A 21,209-nucleotide genomic window follows, 5' to 3' on the forward strand; every position below is an offset into this window, starting at 1 on the left:
GATAACGTGAGTCATGTAAAAAAGGTGTTATTTTTTTGTTTGATCAGTATATTTGTTTTGACAGGTTGTGCTGGACAGACACAGCGTGAAAAAGAAGAGTTTGATGCGCAATTGGCACATGTTGAAAAGGAAGAGAAGGTTTTTAATGAAACCTTAAATCGTATGGCACTTGATAAGATGAAAAAATGGGTAGAAGATGATGTAACAGATAGCCATAAAGAGAAACTCCAAGGTGTGGAGAAAAAGATACAAGAACAACTTAAGCCTAAATTTAAAGCATACCAAAAAGAAGTAAATGCACTTCCTGACACAAATAAAGATTTAAAATCTGTTAAACAGGCATATTTAAAAAGTGTCCAAGGCAAAGAGCGAGAAATAGAGCGCCTTGAGCAATTCATTACTCAATATATTGCATCATTGGAGACGAATGAAAATATTTTAAATTATACGCAGTCTTTTGAATCGCATCGAGCACAAGTTGAAGCGTTGATTGCAGAAGCACAAACATCTGAAAAAGGAGTAAAAGAGGTTACAGACTTAGAAGAATTGCTTCAAAAAAATAATGATGATATTAAAAAGAGTGTTGAAGCAGTGACTGAGAAAAATGAAGCAGATGTTTTTAAGAATCAAACAATCCCACTTATTCAAAAACAAATACGTACATTGAATCAAAAGCAATTACATAATCAAGCTGTGAGTCAAGCGCGACAAAATGCGATTGAGATGTATCATAATCTTGAACGTTATTATGAAGAACGCGTAAAGGCAATTGAATATAGCGAATCATTAAAACAGATAGATGTTAATACGTTACCATTGACATCTAAAGACCTTAGCCATTATAATGATGCGTCTCGAGATGCTTACAAAAAGCTCAGTGATTGAATCATTGTTTAAACGGGTATGGTTAAAGGTAAAGGAAAGACAAACGGGCCCTATTTGAAGGTGATGATAGGGGATGCTTGAGTGTGCGATTTCAATAATGTGAATCATGTGATGATAATTTAGAGGTTAACAACAGACATCATAATGTGTATAATGGTAAACGTTACGAAAAGAAAGTAAGATGGAAAGTTTGCCAAAGAGACGAAATGAAATTTTACTTAGAGGTGAAAAATAACATGGCAATTAAGCTGACTTCGATAGAGCAATTCGAACAAGTAATTAAAGACAACCATGATATCTTTGTTTTAAAGCACAGTAATACTTGTCCAATTTCAGAAAGTGCATTAGATCAATTTAATAAGTTCTTGTATGAACGTGATATGGATGGTTACTATCTTGTCGTACAACAAGATAGAGAGTTGTCTAACTACATCGAAGAGAAAACAGGCATTAAGCACGAAACGCCACAAGCCCTTTATTTTGTAGATGGAGACGTCGTGTGGCATGATAGCCATCAAAATATTAATGTATCTGCATTAGCAGAAGCAGAAGGATAGGAAACGAAAGAACGTGATAAGGCTCTACTATCAATGTTGGAGTGGTTACGCGTTCTTTTTTTATCGCATTTTATGGTAAAATGAGGGAATGATTGAATGAATGAGGTGACGAGATGAAAGTACTAGTAGCAATGGATGCTTATCAAGGTATTCTTTCAAGCTATGATGCGAATCGTTTTGTTGAAGAAGCAGTCGCAAGTCAGATTGAAAATGCTGACATTGTCCAAGTACCATTATTCAACGGACGTCATGAGTTGTTAGAAGCAACATTATTGTGGCATTCAGGAACACAATACCAGATAGATATTCATGATGCACAAATGCGTCCGATAACAGCATCATATGGTCAAATAGAATCAGGATTGACAGTTATAGAGGCAAGCCAATTTTTAACAGCAGATGTAAAACCAATTCAACAGACAAGCTTTGGATTAGGAGAAGTATTAAATCATGCACTTGATCAAGGAATGAAGCATGTGGCTATCTCGGTCGGTGGAACACAAGTTCTTGATGGTGGCGCTGGGATGCTTCAAGCATTAGGTGTTCGCTTCTATAATGATGAAGGTGACCAAGTAGATATGCGACAAGGAGCAAGCCAGATTAAGTATATTCGTCGCATTGATGTTTCAGAATTACGTGATGATATTTACGATGCACGTATTCAAATTTTGAGTGACTTTGAAAGCCATTTATATGGCAAGAAAAGTGAAATTTCTCAGCGCTTTGAAGAAGTGGGTATGACACATGATGAAGCGGTTGAGATAGATAATTTGTTATGGTATTACAGTGAATTATTCAAAAATAACTTACGCATTGTATTAGGTCCTGTAGAACGTGGTGGTGCTGGTGGCGGTATAGCAGCTGTTTCAAAAGCATTATTAGGTGCTGAAATTGTAACGAGCCATGTATTAGTAGATCAGATTATGGGATTGGATCAATTAATTCAACAAGCGGATTTAATCATTTTTGGTGAAGGTGTGAACGAACAAGATCAATTAATTGAGACATCTTCATTACGCATTGCAGAGCTTGCGCAACAATATGATAAAACAAGTATTGCAATTTGTGGTACATCTGATAAGTTTGCGCGATTTGAATCATTAGGTGTAACAGGCATGTTTAATACATTCATTGAAATGCCTAAGACCTTTCCAGATTTTAAGTTAGGTATCCAATTACGTAATTATGTGATCCAAGCCATTAAACTACTTAAGCGTTAAGATGATAAAAATAAGCCATATTTCCAAGGTGAATAAGCATCCTTTGGAAATATGGCTATTTTAAATTAATGTCGTTTAGTAATCATGTTAAGGAGCGGACGATAATTATCATCTATAAGTCCTGTAAACTCTACAATTAATTCAATCGTAATAATAATCAGGATGAGCATTAAGAAAACACCCCACGGTTGTGATAAATAGAGAATAACGCTTACGACACTGAATAATATTGCGATAGCATAAATTAAGATGACAGTTTGACGGTGTGTGTATCCTAATTCTAGTATTTTATGATGCAAGTGAGATTTATCTGCTTGCATGATACGCTGTCCTTTTTTTACACGGCGTATCATCGCAAATAATGTATCAATAAATGGTACTGCTAGGATTACTACCGGGAAAAATAATGAAATCAATGTAATATTTTTAAATCCTAGAAGGGATACAAAGCCAATAATAAAACCAAGCAATAATGCCCCATTATCCCCTAGGAAAATTTTAGCTGGATGAAAGTTGAAGACGAGAAAACCTAATAATGCCCCAATCTGTACGCTACAGATCATAATGATAAAAATATTGCCTTGTAATATTGCGATAAACGCAATAGTAATGTAGGCAATTGTTGAAATCCCGGCGGCAAGACCGTCTAAACCATCAATTAAGTTAATGGCATTAATAATTGCCACAAACCATATGATCGTAAATGGAATACTGAACCAGCCAAAGTAAATCGTTGGTCCTATTGGCAAAGAAATAAAGTCAATTGTGACGCCATACATAACAACAATCGAAGCGGCTACAATTTGTCCGAGTAACTTAAATATCGGTTTAATATCATATAAGTCATCGATTAAACCAACGAGATAAATAACAATGGCACCGAGCAATAGTGGCTTAGTTTCTCGCTCAATTGGATGACCTAACCAAACCCCAATAAAAAATGAGATAAGTATGACAGCGCCACCCATCATTGATATCGGCTTAGTATGTACTTTTCGAAAATTTGGTTTATCAACAATATCTAATTTTTTCGACACTGCGATCACAACGGGTGTTATGATCAAACTGACAATCATAGAGACTGTAATGAGTGTTAATGTATACATCAGGTCACCCTCATAACTAAAATAATTACTTTAAAAATGTTTTAATATCTACTTACTATTATGTATTAAGTCAAAGGCAAAAAATGTAAAAAGAGTATGATATATGTATATGTTTTATACCTTTGCTAAAGTTCGCACTTAAATTCTAGCTTTAATTATCTTATCACATGTTAACCTATTAAATCTCTAAATTATACTATTTCTGTAAAAGGTTTTGTGAACGTTGCTGATGACAAAAGTTGACTTTTCCAATACAATAGATGTTGATACAAAGGAGACGACGCTTATGATAGAAGCAATTATTTATAATATTTCGGTGACGATTGCCGGTATTTACGTATTCCATCGTTTGCAATATGCAGAATCACATGATTTTCGTTTTTCAAAAAGTTACATGACAGTTTTAATGACAATTGTTGGATTACTACTCACATTTTATCCAGTACCGATTGCTGGTTATGCGATTCAATTGTCCTTTGTACCAATACTCTTCTTGGGGCGATATACAAATGGATTTTATACGTTTGTGTCAGCAGTAATCATCGCACTTGTCGGGTATTTTGTACTGGCCATGCCCCTTGTGTTTGCAATTGCACTGATTATTATCGCAGGGGTTGCAAGTACGATTGGACCATTTATCAAATATAACCATATTATCGCCATTCAAATTTTAAATGTCATGAGTATTCTTATTTTGTTAGCAATCGCATGGTTCGCACCTCATTATGATACAGAAGCGGTACTTTATTTACTGCCACTTTCAATTGTGACGACTTTGGTGACTGCATTCTTTTATATGGATGTACATCGATTTTTCCGTTTAATAGAACGCTATGAAAATGAAGATAAGATAGATTATTTAACAGGGTTAGGTAATGTAAAAGAATTTGATAGACACTTGAATGCCATATCAAACGAAGCGCAACAACTTAATCAAAGTTTAGGCTTGCTGTTGATTGATATTGATGGATTCAAAGATGTCAATGATGCACACACTCATAAAGCGGGAGATGCTGTTCTTAAACAAATGGCACATTTATTGGAAAATTATGTGCCTAAAGATACGAAAATTTTCCGTAACGGTGGAGAAGAATTTTCAATTGTATTACGTGACTGTTCATTAGACGAATGTGTAAAGCTAGCAGAAAGTATTCGTGTTGCTGTTGAGAAATCGAGTTTTCATTTACCAGATAAAACAGTGATTAAATTATCTGTATCGATTGGTGTCGGTTATCTCACTGATGATGTTTACAAATCACAGCGCAAAGTTTTTAAAGATGCCGATGATATGTTGCATGTTGCCAAAAATGAAGGCCGCAATAAAGTGATGTTCAACCCAATTATTAAAATACAATAAGAAGAAAGACCTCAAAATTCGAGATGGATTTTGAGGTCTTTTACGTTATACATGCGTCAATTGAATAATAGCATCTCTAATATGAGGATTTAAAGAATCATAATTATCTACATTTGATGCGTCGATCCAGTCATATTGATCAAATTCGCCGGTATCAATAATGAGGTTTGAAATATCATCAACGTGGACGTGATATGTGTAAACGCAACGCTGATGTGCTTTATTGATAAATTGATAACCGAGACAGCTGAAATCTGAAATATCCAAGTTTGTTTCTTCTTTGGCTTCACGGATAATGGCGGCGTCCATGCTTTCGTTGTATTGCACTTTACCTGCGGGGACATTCCACACGCCAGGTGCAATTTTTACATCAGGACGACGTCTACAAACTAAAATTTTACCATTATGTTCAATGATGAGTTCTACAGCAAACCGAAATTGTGACATATCTAACTTTTGTGCCATTTCTTGATGAATATGCGTGAGTATTTCTATCTCTTCTTGATGATCAAGAATATTTGTGTGGGACTGTTTATAAAGGAAAAAGTCATCAAGTAAATCAAAATGAGTCGTTTGAGTAAGAAAATGATCCTGTGTCTGCTCTAGCTTAATGATCTCGAAAGGTTTGCCATCAATAAACTGAGAATTTCTATAGATATGAATATCAAAATAATGATGGTCTGTATCATTGATTATTTTAACAGTGATTAATGGACCGATACTTATCTCTATTATTTCTTGCGTGTGACTTGAATGTGATAAATCAATCGTTCCTGTCATGATTTTATGTTCTGATTCATCCATATAGTCAATGGCTGTATGCAATTCAAATTCTCCAAAATATTTAAGAATATTGAGATTATCATATATTTTATCATTGGATAAACCATGAATTGATTGATTAAGTAGTTTGCCATAATAACGATAGAAATCGTTTGGTCGATAATCTGATACACGATACGCTTTTCGTCTTTCTATAAAACCGTATTTTTTGTTAATATTCGCAAAGAAAGTGAGTAAATCAATTAAGTGGTGTCCTTCGTGCATTAGATGACCATAGCCATATTTGTATGGTTGAGACTCTTGTAAAATCATATCATTCGGATTTACTAGATTATTTTTCGTGGAAGAAACATGAATTTTATGAATGGGTACCTGGTATGTTTTGACAATATTTTCAATTATTTCATATACATATTGATACCCCTTATGTGCACGTTCCAGTGAAGATAATTCAAATAAGGTATCTGTTTGTGATTGCCATTTTTTAATGATTTTTTCATAGTTTTCAATGATAGATGAGGCACCTACTGGCGTATTCGTATACATCGGTAAAGTGAGTGGTGTATCACATAAAATATGGAGATTCATATTTAAGCAAAAGTCAATATAGATATCATGACTGCGTGGCTCAGTGGCAATGATGGCATGTGTGATGTGCTCATTTGTAACAATATTTTGCAATGTTTGATAGACGTCTGATGGTAGCTGACGCATATGTTTTATGTCATCATCCAAAAAATATGTATCGCAAGTAACGTTACTATGAGCGGTCAATGTTACTATTTCATCTTTTGATGATTGTAAATCTACAATGACTATTTTATTAAACTTTGTTTTGTCATTTAAATATGACCAGTATAAATCATGCGTATACTGACTAAACCCAAATATAATGATATTCATAAATGCATCCCCCTTTTGTGAAAGGTATTATATTAATAATCTCAAAGTTTATCAAAATATTTTTAAAATAACTTATTACACATACATGATTAATACTTATAAAATATGATTAATGATAGTTAACTATTAATAAAAAGGGTAGTTAATAAAAAGAAAATAATTGTCATAGAAGGAGACAAGGTGGGAGATGCTATAGAAATTCTAACACTTGTAACTGCTAAATATTTTTCAGTAGAATGTCCAATACTGCTATAATATTTGAGCTATACCTTTGTTCTTTCAAGACGATTCGTGAAAAGTGTAAATCATTTCTTTTAATCTTTAAGTAACTTGTTAAAAAGTTTTGTTGATTTGTCTTTTTGTATTGCAACACCCGCTATTACAAGGTAGACTGACAATTGATTTGACGTATGAAACAAAAGGAGGATATTCCATGCCCGAAGCATTGACGATTATAGATGAAAATAAAGTCATAGATGTTGTTTTACTCGCAGGAAAAGTGCTGTTGGAAAGTGGTGCTGAAACGTACCGTGTAGAAGATACAATGGGACGTATTGCTGCGAGTTTTGGACTAGAAGATACATATTCTTTCGTAACATCAACAGCAATTATTTTTTCACTGAATGACCGTACGAATACACGACTCGTTCGTGTGCGTGACAGAACAACTGATTTGGAGAAAATAGCAATTGCTAACAATGTCTCACGTAAAATTTCACGTAATGAATTATCATTAGATGAGGCAAAATCAGAATTGATTCACTTAGAACAAGCGTCATTACAATATTCATTTGTTGTGAAGTTTCTATCAGCAGCCATTGCATCAGGATTTTTCATGTTTATGTTTGGTGGCGTTCGTCATGACTTCCCATTTGCGGTACTCGCAGGAGCAGGGGCATTTTTGACATTCGACATTGTACAACGATTTATCCAAATTAAGTTCTTTTCAGAGTTTATTAGTTCAACAGTAGTGATTGTCATCGCGGCATTCTTCACAAAAATAGGCTGGGCCATTAATCAAGATATTATTACGATTGCCGGCGTGATGCCGCTCGTACCAGGTATTCTCATTACAAATGCCATACGTGACTTGATGGCGGGTGAATTATTGGCAGGTATGTCACGTGGCGTAGAAGCAGCCCTGACAGCATTTGCTATTGGTGCGGGTGTTGCGATTGTATTACTTATTTTTTAGAAAGGGGGGGCTACATTGACGACGGTATTATATTATGTTGCACAGTATTTAATTAGTTTTATTTCAACGATGCTATTTTCTATCCTATTTAATGCACCTAAACGTTTGTTAGTTGCATCTGGTTTTGTAGGTGCTACGGGTTGGATTATTTATAAATTTACGCTTGATTTGAATTACGGTACGATCATGGCTGCCTTTTTCGGAAGTTTTATTTTAGGTATTATGAGTCATACGATGAGTCGTCATTATAAACGTCCAGTTATTATCTTTATTGTGCCAGGCATTATCCCGCTTGTACCTGGGGGAGCAGCTTATGAAGCGACACGTTTGTTAGTAACGAACTCATATACAGCAGCAGTCAACCAGTTCTTGGAAGTGACACTGAACGCAGGCGCCATTGCATTTGGTATTTTATGTGCCGAGATTTTTTACTACATTTATACGCGGATAAAACAAGGTTATGGTAAACTTAAAGGCAAAACATATCGCAAAGGTTATCATATGAATAACCGCATATAAGGAGTGGATGAGGATGAAAGATGCAATTATAGAAAGATTAACGCGTTATGTCACAATTAATACACAGTCAGACCCTCAAAGTGAGACGACACCTTCTACACTACAGCAATGGGACCTATTGCGTTTATTAGAAGAAGAACTTAAGACAATGGGGTTAGAGACAGATATGGATGAATATGGTTATCTTTTCGCAACATTACCTTCTAATTTTGATAAAGAAGTGCCTACAATTGGTTTCTTAGCACATGTTGATACATCACCGGATTTCAATGCGGCTAACGTGAATCCTCAAGTGATTGAGGCATACGATGGTGATATCATCCAATTAGGTGATTCAGGGCGTTCTATTGACCCTGCAGTATTCCCTGATATGGAAAAAGTAAAAGGATATACACTGATGACAACAGATGGTACATCATTATTAGGGGCAGATGACAAAGCTGGTGTCGTGGAAATTATGGAAGCACTTCGTTATTTCATGATGCATCCAGATGTGCCACATGGCCGCATTCGTGTTGCTTTTACACCAGATGAAGAAATTGGTAGAGGACCACATCGTTTTGACGTAGAACGCTTTGATGCGGACTTTGCATATACGATGGATGGTAGCCAATTAGGTGAGCTACAATTTGAAAGTTTTAATGCTGCTGAAGCGGTGGTGACATTTGAAGGGGTAAATGTTCATCCAGGTTCTGCAAAACATAAAATGGTCAATGCATTGAATTTAGCTACATACTTCAACCAATTACTGCCTGCAGAAGAAGTACCAGAGCATACAGAAGGATATGAAGGTTTTTATCATTTGATGCAATTGGAGGGAAATGTTGAAAAAGCAAAAGCGCAATACATTATCCGAGACCATAATCGTGAAACATTTGAAAAACGTAAACAACAAATGATTCATATTCAACGAGACATAAATGCCCGTTATCACTATCAACCGGTAACGCTTGTCATTAATGATCAATATCATAATATGGCAGAGCAAATATTACCACATCCACATATTATTGAATTGGCGAAATCGGTATTTGCTGATTTGGAGATTACACCGAACACAGAACCGATTCGTGGAGGTACAGATGGCTCACAATTATCATTTATGGGCTTACCTACACCGAATATTTTTACGGGGTGTGATAATTTCCATGGCCCATATGAATATGCATCTATTGATGTGATGGCATTGGCAACACAAGTGATTATCGGTATCGCACAAAAAGCGACAGAAACAGAATTTGAAAAGTAAGTATTAAAACATTGATTATACAAAAAGGGGAGTGGGACAGAAATCTTTATGACTATAAAAGATTTCGTCGTCCCACCCCGGCAAAGGTGACTAGAAGTTTTGCAGTAGCTGATTGATATGTGACTACGTTTACTTAATAAACTTGTCACACATCTAATCATCTTTGCAGGGGCACTACGACAAAATCATTATAAATGTTTATGATTTTTGTAGTGCTCACAAAGTTTTCAAAAACGCATTTTCACTTCAGACACCTACTGCCACTAAACTTATTTCTACATTCAAAAGGAAGGAGCTGAGCACTATGTCCCAGCTCCATTCCTACGATTAGTCAAGCACTTTATTTAAGTGAGTGCTAAAAAAGGCATCACTAAATAAACCTATGTTAGTAAAAAATTTTTGGAATGTGTTATTATGATGGTAGATAGGTTATCAGTGCGGTGACATTCGATAATCGTATTCTTTATTGTTAATAACTAAGTGATGAATAGTTTTTAACAGCTTGTTCACACAAGCAATAACTGCAGTCTTATGGCCTTTTCCATAAGGCTGTTCTTTTAATTTATAATAGTAATCAACAATGTGGTTGGCATATAGTCTTTGTACTTTCAACATGTTTTGTACAATGATGTAAAATAATGACCTTGCACGTTTATTTCCTCGCTTATTTATTTTGTCTTTGTAATGTGTTTTTCCTGATTGATATCTTTTTATATCAATACCAATATAAGCATTCAGCTGTTTATGAGAAGTGAAAGCACGTATATCACCTAGTTCTCCAATTACCATAGCTGCAGTTAACTCTCCAATACCTGGAATAGATGTTAATATTTTAAATTCATCAAGTGTTTGAGCTAAGTCAATAAGTTGAGTTTGAATGGCTAATTGTCTTTCCATTGAATTAAGTAAATCATCAATTGTGTAGATGAGTTTATCTACGAAGAATGAATCAGCGGGTACTGATGGATAACTTTCATTCGTATAAGAAACTAACTTCTCCACATATGAATTTACCTTTTTGTCTGACAATCGTTTATTAGTACTATTAGCGATTAGCTCTTTCAATTTTGATACATTATTAACATCTACATAATCTGGATGTGGAAATAGCTTCGCAACTCTCAACGCGATTTTAGAGTATCTGTCTTTAAATAAAATTTGTAGTTCTGGAAAGGTCATATCTAATAACTGAATCAATGTACTTTTTAAGTATGTCATTTGATTAGAAAGTTCTTCATAATATCTTGTCACTTCTCTTATTTTGATGTGAATATCTTTTATCATATTTTGAGATGGTTGCTTATTATAATGCTTCGCAAGATTTGCCAACTTATGAGCATCTGATTTATCTGTTTTCCATGTTCTAAGTGTATTTGTCATTAACTTAGACTCTAACGGATTCACTATACTGTAAGGGATGTAATTTTCATTACAGAATCTTTCTAGCGGTTTGGAATATATACCTGTTGATTCAAGAAGGATATAAATCCCTGCATATTGTTTTACATAATTCAATAGATTTTCAAAGCCGCTTTTATTATGAATTAATTCAAACTCGTCTATAAAAGTTTCGTTTGAATAATGTGCAATAAAGCTTTTCCCTTTCCCTACATCGATACCAAAATATTCGATATAAATCACTCCTATTCTTTTTATCTAAGAAGCTTTAACTTCACTGACCCTTATTTTTTTCACTTTCCCATACACGATCTCACTGGACCCAACATACTAAAATCGAATTAATAAGGAGAGTGAAGTTCTCCAGTTTTTTATACGGATTCGTTGACCCTCGGAGCTGTTCGGAGCACTTCTCTCTACTACTATTCCATAAACTCAAATAATGCGCTATTGGCAAATTTTAGTAAATAAAAAAGTAGTGAAGTTACCTACCGTCGTAGATTTCTTCACCACTAATCTTAGTATGTTTTTTTGCTGTCGTATTTTAATTTTCCTCATAGTCAAATGGCAGGCGTTTGACATCTGATTCTTCCAATTCATACTTTGCTTGCGTATGTGTGTTTAAGAAAGCAATAAAATCATCACGTTCTTCTTCAATGACATCAATGTGATAGGTTACTTTATCTGTATATACCGTATCACGCAAGAAGAAGGTAGTTGATTGTAGCTCATATTCGAACTTACCTGTGAGATCGTAATCAATAGTTACTTGCATTGGGATAGCAGGTCGTAGAATAATACGTCCAATGTCCTGTATCACATCGCGCACAGCACCGCCATAAGCACGAATGAGGCCACCTGTCCCTAGCTTAATACCACCAAAATAGCGTGTAACTACTACAGCGACATTGTGAACATCATGTTTTTTTAACATTTCTAACATAGGTACACCTGCCGTCCCACTTGGTTCACCGTCATCACTCGCTTTTTGAATGTGCATGGTATCACCTACTGTATAAGCTGAGCAATTATGTGTTGCTTCACGGTGTTCTTTTTTCTTACGCGCAATAAATTCTTTTGCATCTTCTTCAGTTTCAACCGGCACGATATGAGCGATGAATCGAGATTTATTAATGATGTTTTCAATCTCATGTTCGTCTTTGATTGTAACGACTGAACGTGTCATTTGTGTCATCCTTTACATAGAAATTCTTAACTATTATTATACTATAGAACGAAAGAGAAAGAATAGTGAAGCATGTAGAATAAGAGAAAACGCCTTCAACTTTTTAATGATAAATAATACATGAAATTTAAACTAAAAGCATGTATGATAATAGAAGATAATTTGATCATAACCAATAAAAGTGTTGATTAATTAATGTGAGAAATGCAACTAAACGAGTTTGTCTGAAGAACGATGACTTTAGTAAATGAATTTAATTTAATAGAGGCATTTCATGATGAAGTGTAGTACACTGTAGTTTGTATCTCGTTTAAAAAACGAACGTGAAGTAAGCACGTTTTAACTTATAGAGGAGGACGATGAGATGAAAATAGCTGTGATGACAGATTCAACAAGCTATCTACCTCAATCTATCTTAGAAAAGCATCATATTCGTACGGTGCCTTTAAGTATTACTTTAGAAAATGGACAGAACCATAAAGAAAATGAAACAATTTTTGCAGATGAATTTTATTCAATTTTAGCCGAATCAGATTCAATACCAACAACAAGTCAACCAGCAATTGGTGAAATGATTCGTGCATATGAAGCATATAGAGATGAAGGATACACAGATGTCATTGTCGTACACTTATCAAGTGGTATTAGTGGCGCATATCAGACAGCCATTCAAGCAGCAGATATGGTGGAAGGTATTAATGTCTACCCATTCGACTCAAAAATTGCATGTCTACCAGAAGGCGCCTTTGCTTTGCGCGCCATTGACCTCATTGAAGAAGGTAAAAATGTTCAAGAAATATTGGCTGACTTAGAAGATATGCGAGATAAAACAGGTGCATACTTAGTTGTCGATGATTTGAAGAACTTACACAAAAGTGGACGTATTACGGGTGCGCAAGCTTGGATTGGTAATTTATTAAAGATGAAACCTGTCTTAACATTTGAGGATGGATTAATCGTCCCTTATGAAAAAGTACGTACGAAAAAACGTGCGCTAAAAATGATTGAAGACAAAGCTTTAGAACTTGCCAACCAATATGATAATCCGACTATTATGATTATAGGTGGAGACAACAAGGAAGAATCACATCGAGTGTATAAAGAAATGGTTGAAAATAACCCAGAAAAAAATATCGTCTTTTCTGAGTTTGGTCCTGTTATTTCATCTCATTTAGGCTTAGGTGGATTTGGTATTGGTGTAACAGATCGCTATGTTGCGTATTCAATGGATGAATTTGGTATAGAATAAGATTATGATAAGAGCTACTAAACTTCTTTGAGAGGATTAGTAGCTTTTTTAGTTTTCATGTTAAGTAACTGTGATAAATAAAGCGTGTAAATGCTATGAAAGGGGGCAGTGCATGCTTTATGGTCAGCTAGTCAATGATCAGTCGCAGTTAACAACAGAGCGTATCGCAAAAGAAACATTTGGTGTTGTGAAAGTAGAAGGTACATGGTGTTGCATGCAGTGTGATACACAGTCTTCAAATGACTTTTATACATACCCCCATTATAAAACAGGACAGATCATTACTTATTGTCGAAAATGTATTCAAATGGGAAGGATGTCTACAGTAGATCGAGTATGGATAACAGAAAGTAGAAATATCAGTTCAGATGGTCATTATGAATTGGCGTTCACCTTATCAGATCAGCAAAAATATGCATCGAAAAGTATATTGAAAGCAGTGAAAAATGGTGACACATTACTTCTACATGCAGTCACAGGTGCAGGAAAGACAGAGATGATTTTTGAGGCAATTGCTTATGCGCGTCAGCATGGCCATAATGTCGCAATTGTATCGCCAAGAGTAGATGTGGTGATTGAAGTGAGCAAGCGATTATGTGAGGCGTTTTGCGATGAGTCTATTGATGTCTTACACCAAGCTAGTCACCAACAATACGATGGCCATTTTGTTGTATCTACCGTTCATCAGTTGTATCGCTTTAAACGTCATTTTGATGTTATTTTTGTTGATGAAGTAGATGCCTTCCCTTTATCGATGGATGAAACATTGATGAGAGCACTACAACAAGCGAGTCAAGTCCGTAAAAGTATCATATACATGACTGCAACACCACCTAAAAAGCTATTGAAGGAAGTTGAACAAGAGAACGTTGTCACGTTACCTGCACGTTTTCACCGACATCCACTGGTTGTTCCCAAATTTAAATATTTTAAAGTACGCTATCATCGAATACAACCATATTTACTTCAGAGAATGTATGATCAACAATCAAAAGAGCGTGTTACCTTATTGTTTTTTAGCCATATTGATACGATGCAACAATTCTATAAAACATATCGTTCACATGTACCTAAGATGTGCTATGTATTTAGTGAGGACCCTGAACGCCTTGAGAAAGTACAGGCATTACGTGACGGACAGTATACGATCATGTTAACGACAACCATATTAGAACGAGGGTTTACGATGCAAGCACTGGATGCATGGGTGATGGAAAGCCATCGCTATTTGTCGACGGCATTAATTCAAATTGCAGGTCGCGTGGGACGTAAAGCACTTTGTCCTACTGGAGAGGTATTATTTTTTCATGAAGGTCGCACACGTGCTATGTATCATGCACGAAAAGAGATTAGATATATGAATCAATTAGCAACAAAGAGAGGATGGCTTGATATATGAAGTGTTTTGTCTGTCGAAGTCATTTTTCTGAGACACTATCATTCAGCAATTTATTTGAGTCACCACATTTATTGTGTGCGCATTGTCGGAGTCAACTTATGGCATGTCAAATTGAACATGATATTTCTTGTCGATATTGTAAGGGGTTTTTAGTAGATGGCAGATGTATGACTTGCGAGCATCTTGAATATACAGATGTACGTTTTAATCATATTTTTGCATCGTATAGATATGAAGGTTTGATGAAAGATATCATACAACAATATAAATTCATGCAGGATGTTGCACTTGGAGAAGTACTTGCGCGCTATGTTGTATGGCCAAAAGCAACTTATGATATCGTGATTCCGATGCCATCATCCCCTTTGAACGATGACTTGAGAACATTTAACCCAGTAAAATATGTATTACAGTCAAAATGGATCCAATTTGATGATGTTCTGACGATGGAAAATCGACAAAAACAATTTGATTTAACTAAAAAAGAACGCTTTCGTATACAAAATCCTATAGAAGTGACCGATGAAAAAAAGCTCGAAAACAAACGTATCTTACTTGTAGATGATATTTACACAACGGGTAAAACTGCTCATAACGCCGGTATAAAGCTATTTTCAACAAAAGTCAGAAAATTAGATATGTTAACGTTTGCACGTTAGCGTAAACATGTTAAAATATAAGTAAGAAAGATAATACAACAAGAGGTTGAAAGGAGCGAGCACTATGATTAAATTTGAAATTCATGGGGACAACCTCACAATCACAGATGCTATGAGAGATTACATTGAGGAGAAAATCGGTAAATTAGAACGTTACTTCACAAATGTACCGAATGCAACAGCACATGTAAAAGTGAAAACGTATCAAAATAATGGTACTAAGATTGAAGTCACTATACCACTTAAAAATGTAACACTCCGTGCGGAAGAGCGTCATGATGATTTATATGCTGGCGTTGACTTAATTACAAGTAAACTTGAGCGTCAAGTGCGCAAATATAAAACACGTGTCAATCGTAAACACCGTGACCGCGGTAGCGAAGAAGATATCTTCGTAGATGCACAACCAACGCAACCAGAAGTAGAAGAAGCAACAGAATCTGATATCGAAATTATTCGTTCTAAGACATTCCACTTAAAACCAATGGATCCAGAAGAAGCTGTTTTACAAATGAATCTTTTAGGTCATGACTTCTTCGTATTCAATGATCGTGATACAGACGGAACAAGCATTGTATATCGTCGTAAAAACGGTAAATATGGTTTAATTGAAACTGAATAATTAAACAATCGTAAACATGCGTATTGTAGAAGAAAAAGTCAAGGTGCGTACCGTACCTTGGCTTTTTACCTTTTAATGGGTCATAATCAAAAAGCTAAAGGGGTCTACATGTTGTAAAAGTACATATCATGGTATAATGATATTTCGTAAAGGTATATTGATATAAAAGTATACTAAATAATGTTATGATGAGTTGTTGTAAGCGACAGAGTTTTAAGCTAAAGGAGCGAACAAAATGGGTATTTTATCCAAATGGGTTGACGGTAATAAAAGAGAAGTCAAACGTTTAAGTAAAATTGCTGATAAAGTGATTGCTTTAGAAGAAGATATGGCAATCTTAACAGATGATGAAATTAGACAGAAAACAAAAACATTCCAAGAAGAAGTACAAGCAATAGATGATATTAAAAAACAAAATAACAAATTAGATGAAATTCTACCAGAAGCTTTTGCATTAGTACGTGAAGCAGCAAAACGTGTGTTTAACATGTCACCATATAAAGTACAAATCATGGGTGGTATCGCCATTCATGGTGGTGATATTGCTGAGATGAGAACTGGTGAAGGGAAAACCCTCACAGCGACAATGCCGACATATTTAAATGCCTTAACAGGTAGAGGGGTACACGTTATCACAGTCAACGAATACTTATCTTCTGTACAATGTGAAGAAATGAGAGAACTGTATAACTTCTTAGGTTTAACGGTAGGTCTTAACTTAAATAGTCTCAATACGACAGCGAAGCGTGAAGCATATGCGCAAGATATTACGTATAGTACAAATAACGAATTAGGTTTCGACTATTTACGTGACAACATGGTGAACTACAAAGAAGACCGTGTTATGCGCCCAATGCACTTTGCGATTATTGATGAGGTCGACTCTATCTTAATCGATGAAGCGCGTACACCATTAATTATTTCTGGTGAAGCTGAAAAATCAACATCAATGTACACACAAGCCAATGTCTTTGCGAAGATGTTAAAAGGTGAAGAAGACTATAATTATGATGTACAAACACGTAATATTCAGTTGACTGAACAAGGGATTGATAAGGCAGAGCGTTTCTTCAAAATCGACAACTTGTATGACCTGAAATACGTAGATATCATTCATCATATTAACCTTGCATTACGTGCAAACTATACAATGCAACGCGATGTGGATTACATGGTATCAGAAGGCGAAATTTTAATTGTCGACCAATTTACAGGTCGTAGTATGCCTGGACGTCGTTTCTCTGAAGGTTTACACCAAGCAATCGAGGCTAAAGAAGGCGTAAAAGTTCAAAATGAATCAAAAACAATGGCATCTATCACATTCCAAAACTACTTCAGAATGTATCACAAATTAGCAGGAATGACAGGTACAGCTAAAACGGAAGAAGAAGAGTTCCGTAATATTTATAATATGACCGTGACACAAATCCCTACAAACCGTCCGGTACAACGTATTGACCGCAGTGACTTAATCTATATTAGTCAAAAAGGTAAGTTCCAAGCGGTAGTAGAAGAAGTGATTGAAAAACACCGTAAAGGACAGCCAGTATTACTTGGTACAGTGGCAGTAGAAACTTCAGAATATATTTCTGAGTTATTGAAAAAACACGGTATCCGTCATACTGTCTTAAATGCGAAAAACCATGAGAAAGAAGCGGAAATCGTTGCTGGTGCAGGACAAAAAGGTGCTGTAACGATTGCGACAAACATGGCTGGTCGTGGTACGGATATTAAACTTGGTGAAGGCGTAGAAGACTTAGGCGGTTTAGCTGTTATCGGTACAGAGCGACATGAATCACGTCGTATCGATGATCAATTACGTGGTCGTTCAGGTCGTCAAGGTGATAAAGGTGACAGTCGTTTCTACTTATCATTAGAAGATGATTTGATGGTCCGTTTCGGTTCTGAACGTATGCAAAACATGATGAATCGTCTTGGTATGGATGATACAACACCAATTGAATCTAAGATGGTTTCTCGTGCAGTGGAGTCAGCACAAAAACGTGTGGAAGGGAACAACTTTGATTCGCGTAAACGTATTTTAGAATATGATGAAGTGCTTAGAAAACAACGTGAAATCATGTATGAAGAACGCAATAAGATTATCGATGAGCCTGAAAGCTCTGCATTAGTGATTGCGATGATCAAAACAGCACTTGATCGTACCATTTCATACTTTGTTAACGAAGATGAAGAAAACCCAGACTATGAACCACTAATTCACTATGTAGAAGATGTGTTCTTACATGAAGGGGAACTTGAAGTTTCTGAAATTAACGGAAAAGACCGTGAAGATATTTATGAAATTATTTGGAAAAAAGTCGAACAGGTTTATAAGAAACAAAAAGAAGTTCTTGGAGAACAAATGCCAGAATTTGAACGTATGATTCTGTTACGCACAATTGATAATCATTGGACTTCACATATCGATACAATGGATCAATTACGACAAGGGATTCATTTACGTTCATATGGACAACAAAATCCATTGCGCGACTATCAAAATGAAGGTCACCAATTATTTGATAATATGATGCAAAGTATTGAAGAAGACGTAAGTAAATTTGTATTGAAATCAATCGTTTCAGTTGAGGATGATGTGCAACGTGAAAAAACAAAAGAGTTAGAAGGTCAACATCTTTCAGCAAACGATGGAAAAGAGAAAGTAAAAGCTCAGCCAATCGTTAAAAAAGATGACGTTGGACGTAATGATCCATGTCCATGTGGCAGTGGTAAAAAATATAAAAACTGTCATGGGAAATAGATAACGTGTAGTAGATGTAAAGGAGCGATAGTGTATGGAACTATCTGAAATCAAACGTCATATTGATGACTATGCATCAAAGTTAGAACAACTTAGGGGGTCTCTTTGACTTAGAAAACAAAGAGACAAATATTCAAGAATTTGAAGAGATGATGGCAGAACCTACGTTTTGGGATGACCAACAACGTGCGCAAGAAGTCATTGATCAAAATAATGCGTTAAAGGCAATTGTGAATACGTATTATGAGATTGCTTCTGATATAGAAGAAATGGATGCGACACACGAGTTATTGCAAGAAGAGTTTGATGAAGATATCAAAACAGATCTTGAAGAAACGGTGAATGATTATGCACCTAAGTTAGATCGCTTTGAATTACAGTTATTGTTGAACGGTGAACATGATGCCAATAATGCGATTTTAGAATTACATCCAGGCGCAGGTGGTACGGAATCACAAGACTGGACAAATATGTTGTTGCGTATGTATCAACGTTTTTGTGAACAACAAGGATTTAAGGTTGAAGTGGTCGATTATCAAGCGGGTGATGAAGCGGGGGTCAAAAGTGTTACGCTTGTCATCAAAGGTCATAACGCTTATGGCTATCTGAAAGCAGAAAAAGGCGTACATCGTCTTGTCCGCATTTCACCTTTTGATTCATCGGGACGTAGACATACTTCTTTTGCATCATGTGATGTCATTCCAGAGTTCAACAATGAAAAGATTGAAATCGAAGTGAATCCAGATGATATTACAGTTGATACATTCCGTGCATCAGGTGCCGGCGGACAGCACATTAACAAAACAGAATCTGCTATCCGTATTACGCACCATCCAACAGGGATCGTTGTGAACAACCAAAATGAGCGTTCACAAATCAAAAACCGTGAAGCGGCAATGAAAATGCTGAAGGCCAAATTGTATCAACTTGAATTGGAACAAAAAGCACAAGAACTTGCAGCAATTCGTGGTGAACAAAAAGAAATTGGTTGGGGCAGTCAAATTCGTTCATATGTCTTCCACCCATATTCAATGGTGAAAGATCATCGAACAAATGTAGAGACTGGAAATGTCAATGCAGTAATGGATGGCGATATAAGTATGTTTATTGATGCTTATCTACGCAGTCAAATGAACGATCAGTCTCAGACAATGTAATAAATGAACAATGAGTCTTCACATATTTTATGTGGAGGCTTTTTTAAATCGTTTATACATCTATTTTTTCGATTTTTAAAATAATGGTATGTTATTTCATTTGTGTCACAAATCAAGAGGGTGTCTCATTTTTGAATGTAAGCATGATATACTATCTCCACAATTTTTAAGGAGATGACAATCATGCGACTATCCAATGTGCTCATCGTTGCTACTTTGATATCAACCCCTTTTTCTTCAACACAACAAGTACAATTAACTAAGAATATAACGATTGAACAGTTAGCTCAAAAGTTTGCGACAACAACAGATCGTATTAGACAGCTTAACCATCTTGTAAAAACGCCACTATATTTTAAAGAAAACCAAACAATTAAATTACCTAGCGAACATATCCTCATGAAACCTAAAGACCAATCATTAGCGCAATTTTTAACGCAACAAAAAATTGATTTTCATAAAATAAAAAAATATAATCCTTTTCCATTTCAAAATGACAGCCAATATATTGCTGTTTCAGAGAAGGGAATGGCACACTTGGAATTACCGAGTATCTTTCAATTATTTCCTCCTCAATCATTGCCTTATCTATTAACAAAACGAGTGAATCCCCAAACTTTACACAATGCATCTATTAAGAACGCATACACACCTGGACAATGTACTGCTTATATTTATGAACAACGTGTTAAACGACATCTTCCTATCTCAAGAAATTGGGGGCATGCAAAATTTTGGTTATTCCATGCGCAACAAGAAGGTTACACTATATCCAAGTATCCACGTGTCAATGCCATACTTGTATCACAACAAGGTACTTATGGGCATGTTGCGATTGTTGAAGCGTGTGATCAGAATAAAATTCATATTTCCGAAATGAATTGGAAAGGCCAAGGGATAATCAGCCATCGCGTCATACCCTACTCTGATGACTACCAATATATTTATTAACTTTCCTGTTACTTCCAGAAATTGAAGTGCGTAAAAGTAAGAAAGTGTGT

18 protein-coding genes are annotated in these 21,209 nt (G+C 35.6%); 14 read left to right on the top strand and 4 right to left on the bottom strand.

The features are described from left to right. Nucleotides 1–6 precede the first annotated feature (6 nt). The 3 genes from MUA88_RS02215 to MUA88_RS02225 all read left to right on the top strand — a co-directional run bounded on the left by MUA88_RS02215 (nucleotide 7) and on the right by MUA88_RS02225 (nucleotide 2,662). Nucleotides 7–885 (top strand): EMYY motif lipoprotein, encoded by an 879-nt coding sequence (locus tag MUA88_RS02215; protein ID WP_262604529.1) that lies wholly within the window; start codon nucleotides 7–9, stop codon nucleotides 883–885. 236 nt (nucleotides 886–1,121) lie between these two features. Then, nucleotides 1,122–1,442 (top strand): bacillithiol system redox-active protein YtxJ, encoded by a 321-nt coding sequence (gene ytxJ, locus MUA88_RS02220; RefSeq protein WP_262604530.1) that lies wholly within the window; start codon nucleotides 1,122–1,124, stop codon nucleotides 1,440–1,442. 113 nt (nucleotides 1,443–1,555) lie between these two features. Then, the gene (locus tag MUA88_RS02225; RefSeq protein WP_262604531.1) at nucleotides 1,556–2,662 is read left to right on the top strand and encodes a glycerate kinase; all 1,107 of its coding nucleotides are present in this window, start codon (nucleotides 1,556–1,558) and stop codon (nucleotides 2,660–2,662) included. Between the two features lie 65 nt (nucleotides 2,663–2,727). On the opposite strand, the gene MUA88_RS02230 is transcribed toward MUA88_RS02225, so the two are convergent. Beyond that, on the bottom strand, nucleotides 2,728–3,768 hold the full coding sequence (locus tag MUA88_RS02230; RefSeq protein WP_262604532.1) for a glycosyltransferase family 4 protein: 1,041 nt from the start codon (nucleotides 3,766–3,768) through the stop codon (nucleotides 2,728–2,730). 286 nt (nucleotides 3,769–4,054) lie between these two features. Here MUA88_RS02230 and gdpS point away from each other — a divergent pair, with 286 nt between their 5' ends. Then, on the top strand, nucleotides 4,055–5,125 hold the full coding sequence (gene gdpS, locus MUA88_RS02235) for a GGDEF domain-containing protein GdpS (RefSeq protein WP_262604533.1): 1,071 nt from the start codon (nucleotides 4,055–4,057) through the stop codon (nucleotides 5,123–5,125). A 45-nt stretch (nucleotides 5,126–5,170) separates the two neighbouring features. On the opposite strand, the gene MUA88_RS02240 is transcribed toward gdpS, so the two are convergent. Further along, nucleotides 5,171–6,811 (bottom strand): NUDIX domain-containing protein, encoded by a 1,641-nt coding sequence (locus tag MUA88_RS02240; protein ID WP_262604534.1) that lies wholly within the window; start codon nucleotides 6,809–6,811, stop codon nucleotides 5,171–5,173. Nucleotides 6,812–7,244: 433 nt separating this feature from the next. On the opposite strand from MUA88_RS02240, the gene MUA88_RS02245 reads away from it, so the two are divergent. Genes MUA88_RS02245 through pepT form a run of 3 tightly spaced genes read left to right on the top strand, consistent with a single transcriptional unit; the run spans nucleotide 7,245 to nucleotide 9,774 of the window. Further along, nucleotides 7,245–8,006 carry a threonine/serine exporter family protein gene (locus tag MUA88_RS02245; RefSeq protein ID WP_262604535.1) on the top strand — a complete coding sequence of 254 codons (762 nt, stop codon included), beginning with the start codon at nucleotides 7,245–7,247 and terminating at the stop codon, nucleotides 8,004–8,006. Nucleotides 8,007–8,021: 15 nt separating this feature from the next. Beyond that, nucleotides 8,022–8,525: a threonine/serine exporter family protein gene (locus MUA88_RS02250; RefSeq protein WP_262604536.1), complete on the top strand. Its 504-nt coding sequence runs from the start codon at nucleotides 8,022–8,024 to the stop codon at nucleotides 8,523–8,525. Between the two features lie 13 nt (nucleotides 8,526–8,538). Then, nucleotides 8,539–9,774, top strand: a complete 1,236-nt coding sequence (gene pepT / locus MUA88_RS02255) for a peptidase T (RefSeq protein WP_262604537.1) — start codon at nucleotides 8,539–8,541, stop codon at nucleotides 9,772–9,774. 432 nt (nucleotides 9,775–10,206) lie between these two features. On the opposite strand, the gene MUA88_RS02260 is transcribed toward pepT, so the two are convergent. Further along, a complete protein-coding gene (locus MUA88_RS02260; RefSeq protein WP_262604648.1) occupies nucleotides 10,207–11,415 on the bottom strand; it encodes an IS110 family RNA-guided transposase in 1,209 nt (402 codons plus the stop codon). Between the two features lie 301 nt (nucleotides 11,416–11,716). Beyond that, on the bottom strand, nucleotides 11,717–12,358 hold the full coding sequence (locus MUA88_RS02265) for a YigZ family protein (protein WP_262605935.1): 642 nt from the start codon (nucleotides 12,356–12,358) through the stop codon (nucleotides 11,717–11,719). 364 nt (nucleotides 12,359–12,722) lie between these two features. On the opposite strand from MUA88_RS02265, the gene fakB1 reads away from it, so the two are divergent. The 7 genes from fakB1 (at nucleotide 12,723) to MUA88_RS02300 (ending at nucleotide 21,159) form a co-directional block, all read left to right on the top strand. Further along, nucleotides 12,723–13,607, top strand: coding sequence for a fatty acid kinase binding subunit FakB1 (gene fakB1, locus MUA88_RS02270; RefSeq protein ID WP_262604540.1), 885 nt, complete (start codon nucleotides 12,723–12,725; stop codon nucleotides 13,605–13,607). Between the two features lie 112 nt (nucleotides 13,608–13,719). Continuing rightward, nucleotides 13,720–15,006, top strand: coding sequence for a DEAD/DEAH box helicase family protein (locus MUA88_RS02275; RefSeq protein ID WP_262604541.1), 1,287 nt, complete (start codon nucleotides 13,720–13,722; stop codon nucleotides 15,004–15,006). Nucleotides 15,007–15,104: 98 nt separating this feature from the next. Continuing rightward, nucleotides 15,105–15,665, top strand: coding sequence for a ComF family protein (locus MUA88_RS02280; RefSeq protein WP_262605710.1), 561 nt, complete (start codon nucleotides 15,105–15,107; stop codon nucleotides 15,663–15,665). A 64-nt stretch (nucleotides 15,666–15,729) separates the two neighbouring features. Then, the gene (hpf, locus tag MUA88_RS02285) at nucleotides 15,730–16,287 is read left to right on the top strand and encodes a ribosome hibernation-promoting factor, HPF/YfiA family (protein ID WP_262604543.1); all 558 of its coding nucleotides are present in this window, start codon (nucleotides 15,730–15,732) and stop codon (nucleotides 16,285–16,287) included. Between the two features lie 235 nt (nucleotides 16,288–16,522). Further along, nucleotides 16,523–19,051, top strand: a complete 2,529-nt coding sequence (gene secA / locus MUA88_RS02290; protein WP_262605711.1) for a preprotein translocase subunit SecA — start codon at nucleotides 16,523–16,525, stop codon at nucleotides 19,049–19,051. Between the two features lie 34 nt (nucleotides 19,052–19,085). Next, nucleotides 19,086–20,208 (top strand): peptide chain release factor 2 gene (gene prfB / locus MUA88_RS02295; RefSeq protein WP_262604545.1). Its coding sequence is split into 2 segments (ribosomal slippage): nucleotides 19,086–19,157 and nucleotides 19,159–20,208, totalling 1,122 coding nucleotides; the frame shifts between segments, so codons are not numbered across the junction. 183 nt (nucleotides 20,209–20,391) lie between these two features. Then, nucleotides 20,392–21,159 (top strand): CHAP domain-containing protein, encoded by a 768-nt coding sequence (locus tag MUA88_RS02300; RefSeq protein ID WP_262604546.1) that lies wholly within the window; start codon nucleotides 20,392–20,394, stop codon nucleotides 21,157–21,159. Nucleotides 21,160–21,209 lie beyond the last annotated feature (50 nt).

This window comes from Staphylococcus sp. IVB6240 (genome assembly GCF_025558425.1).
GTDB lineage: Bacteria > Bacillota > Bacilli > Staphylococcales > Staphylococcaceae > Staphylococcus.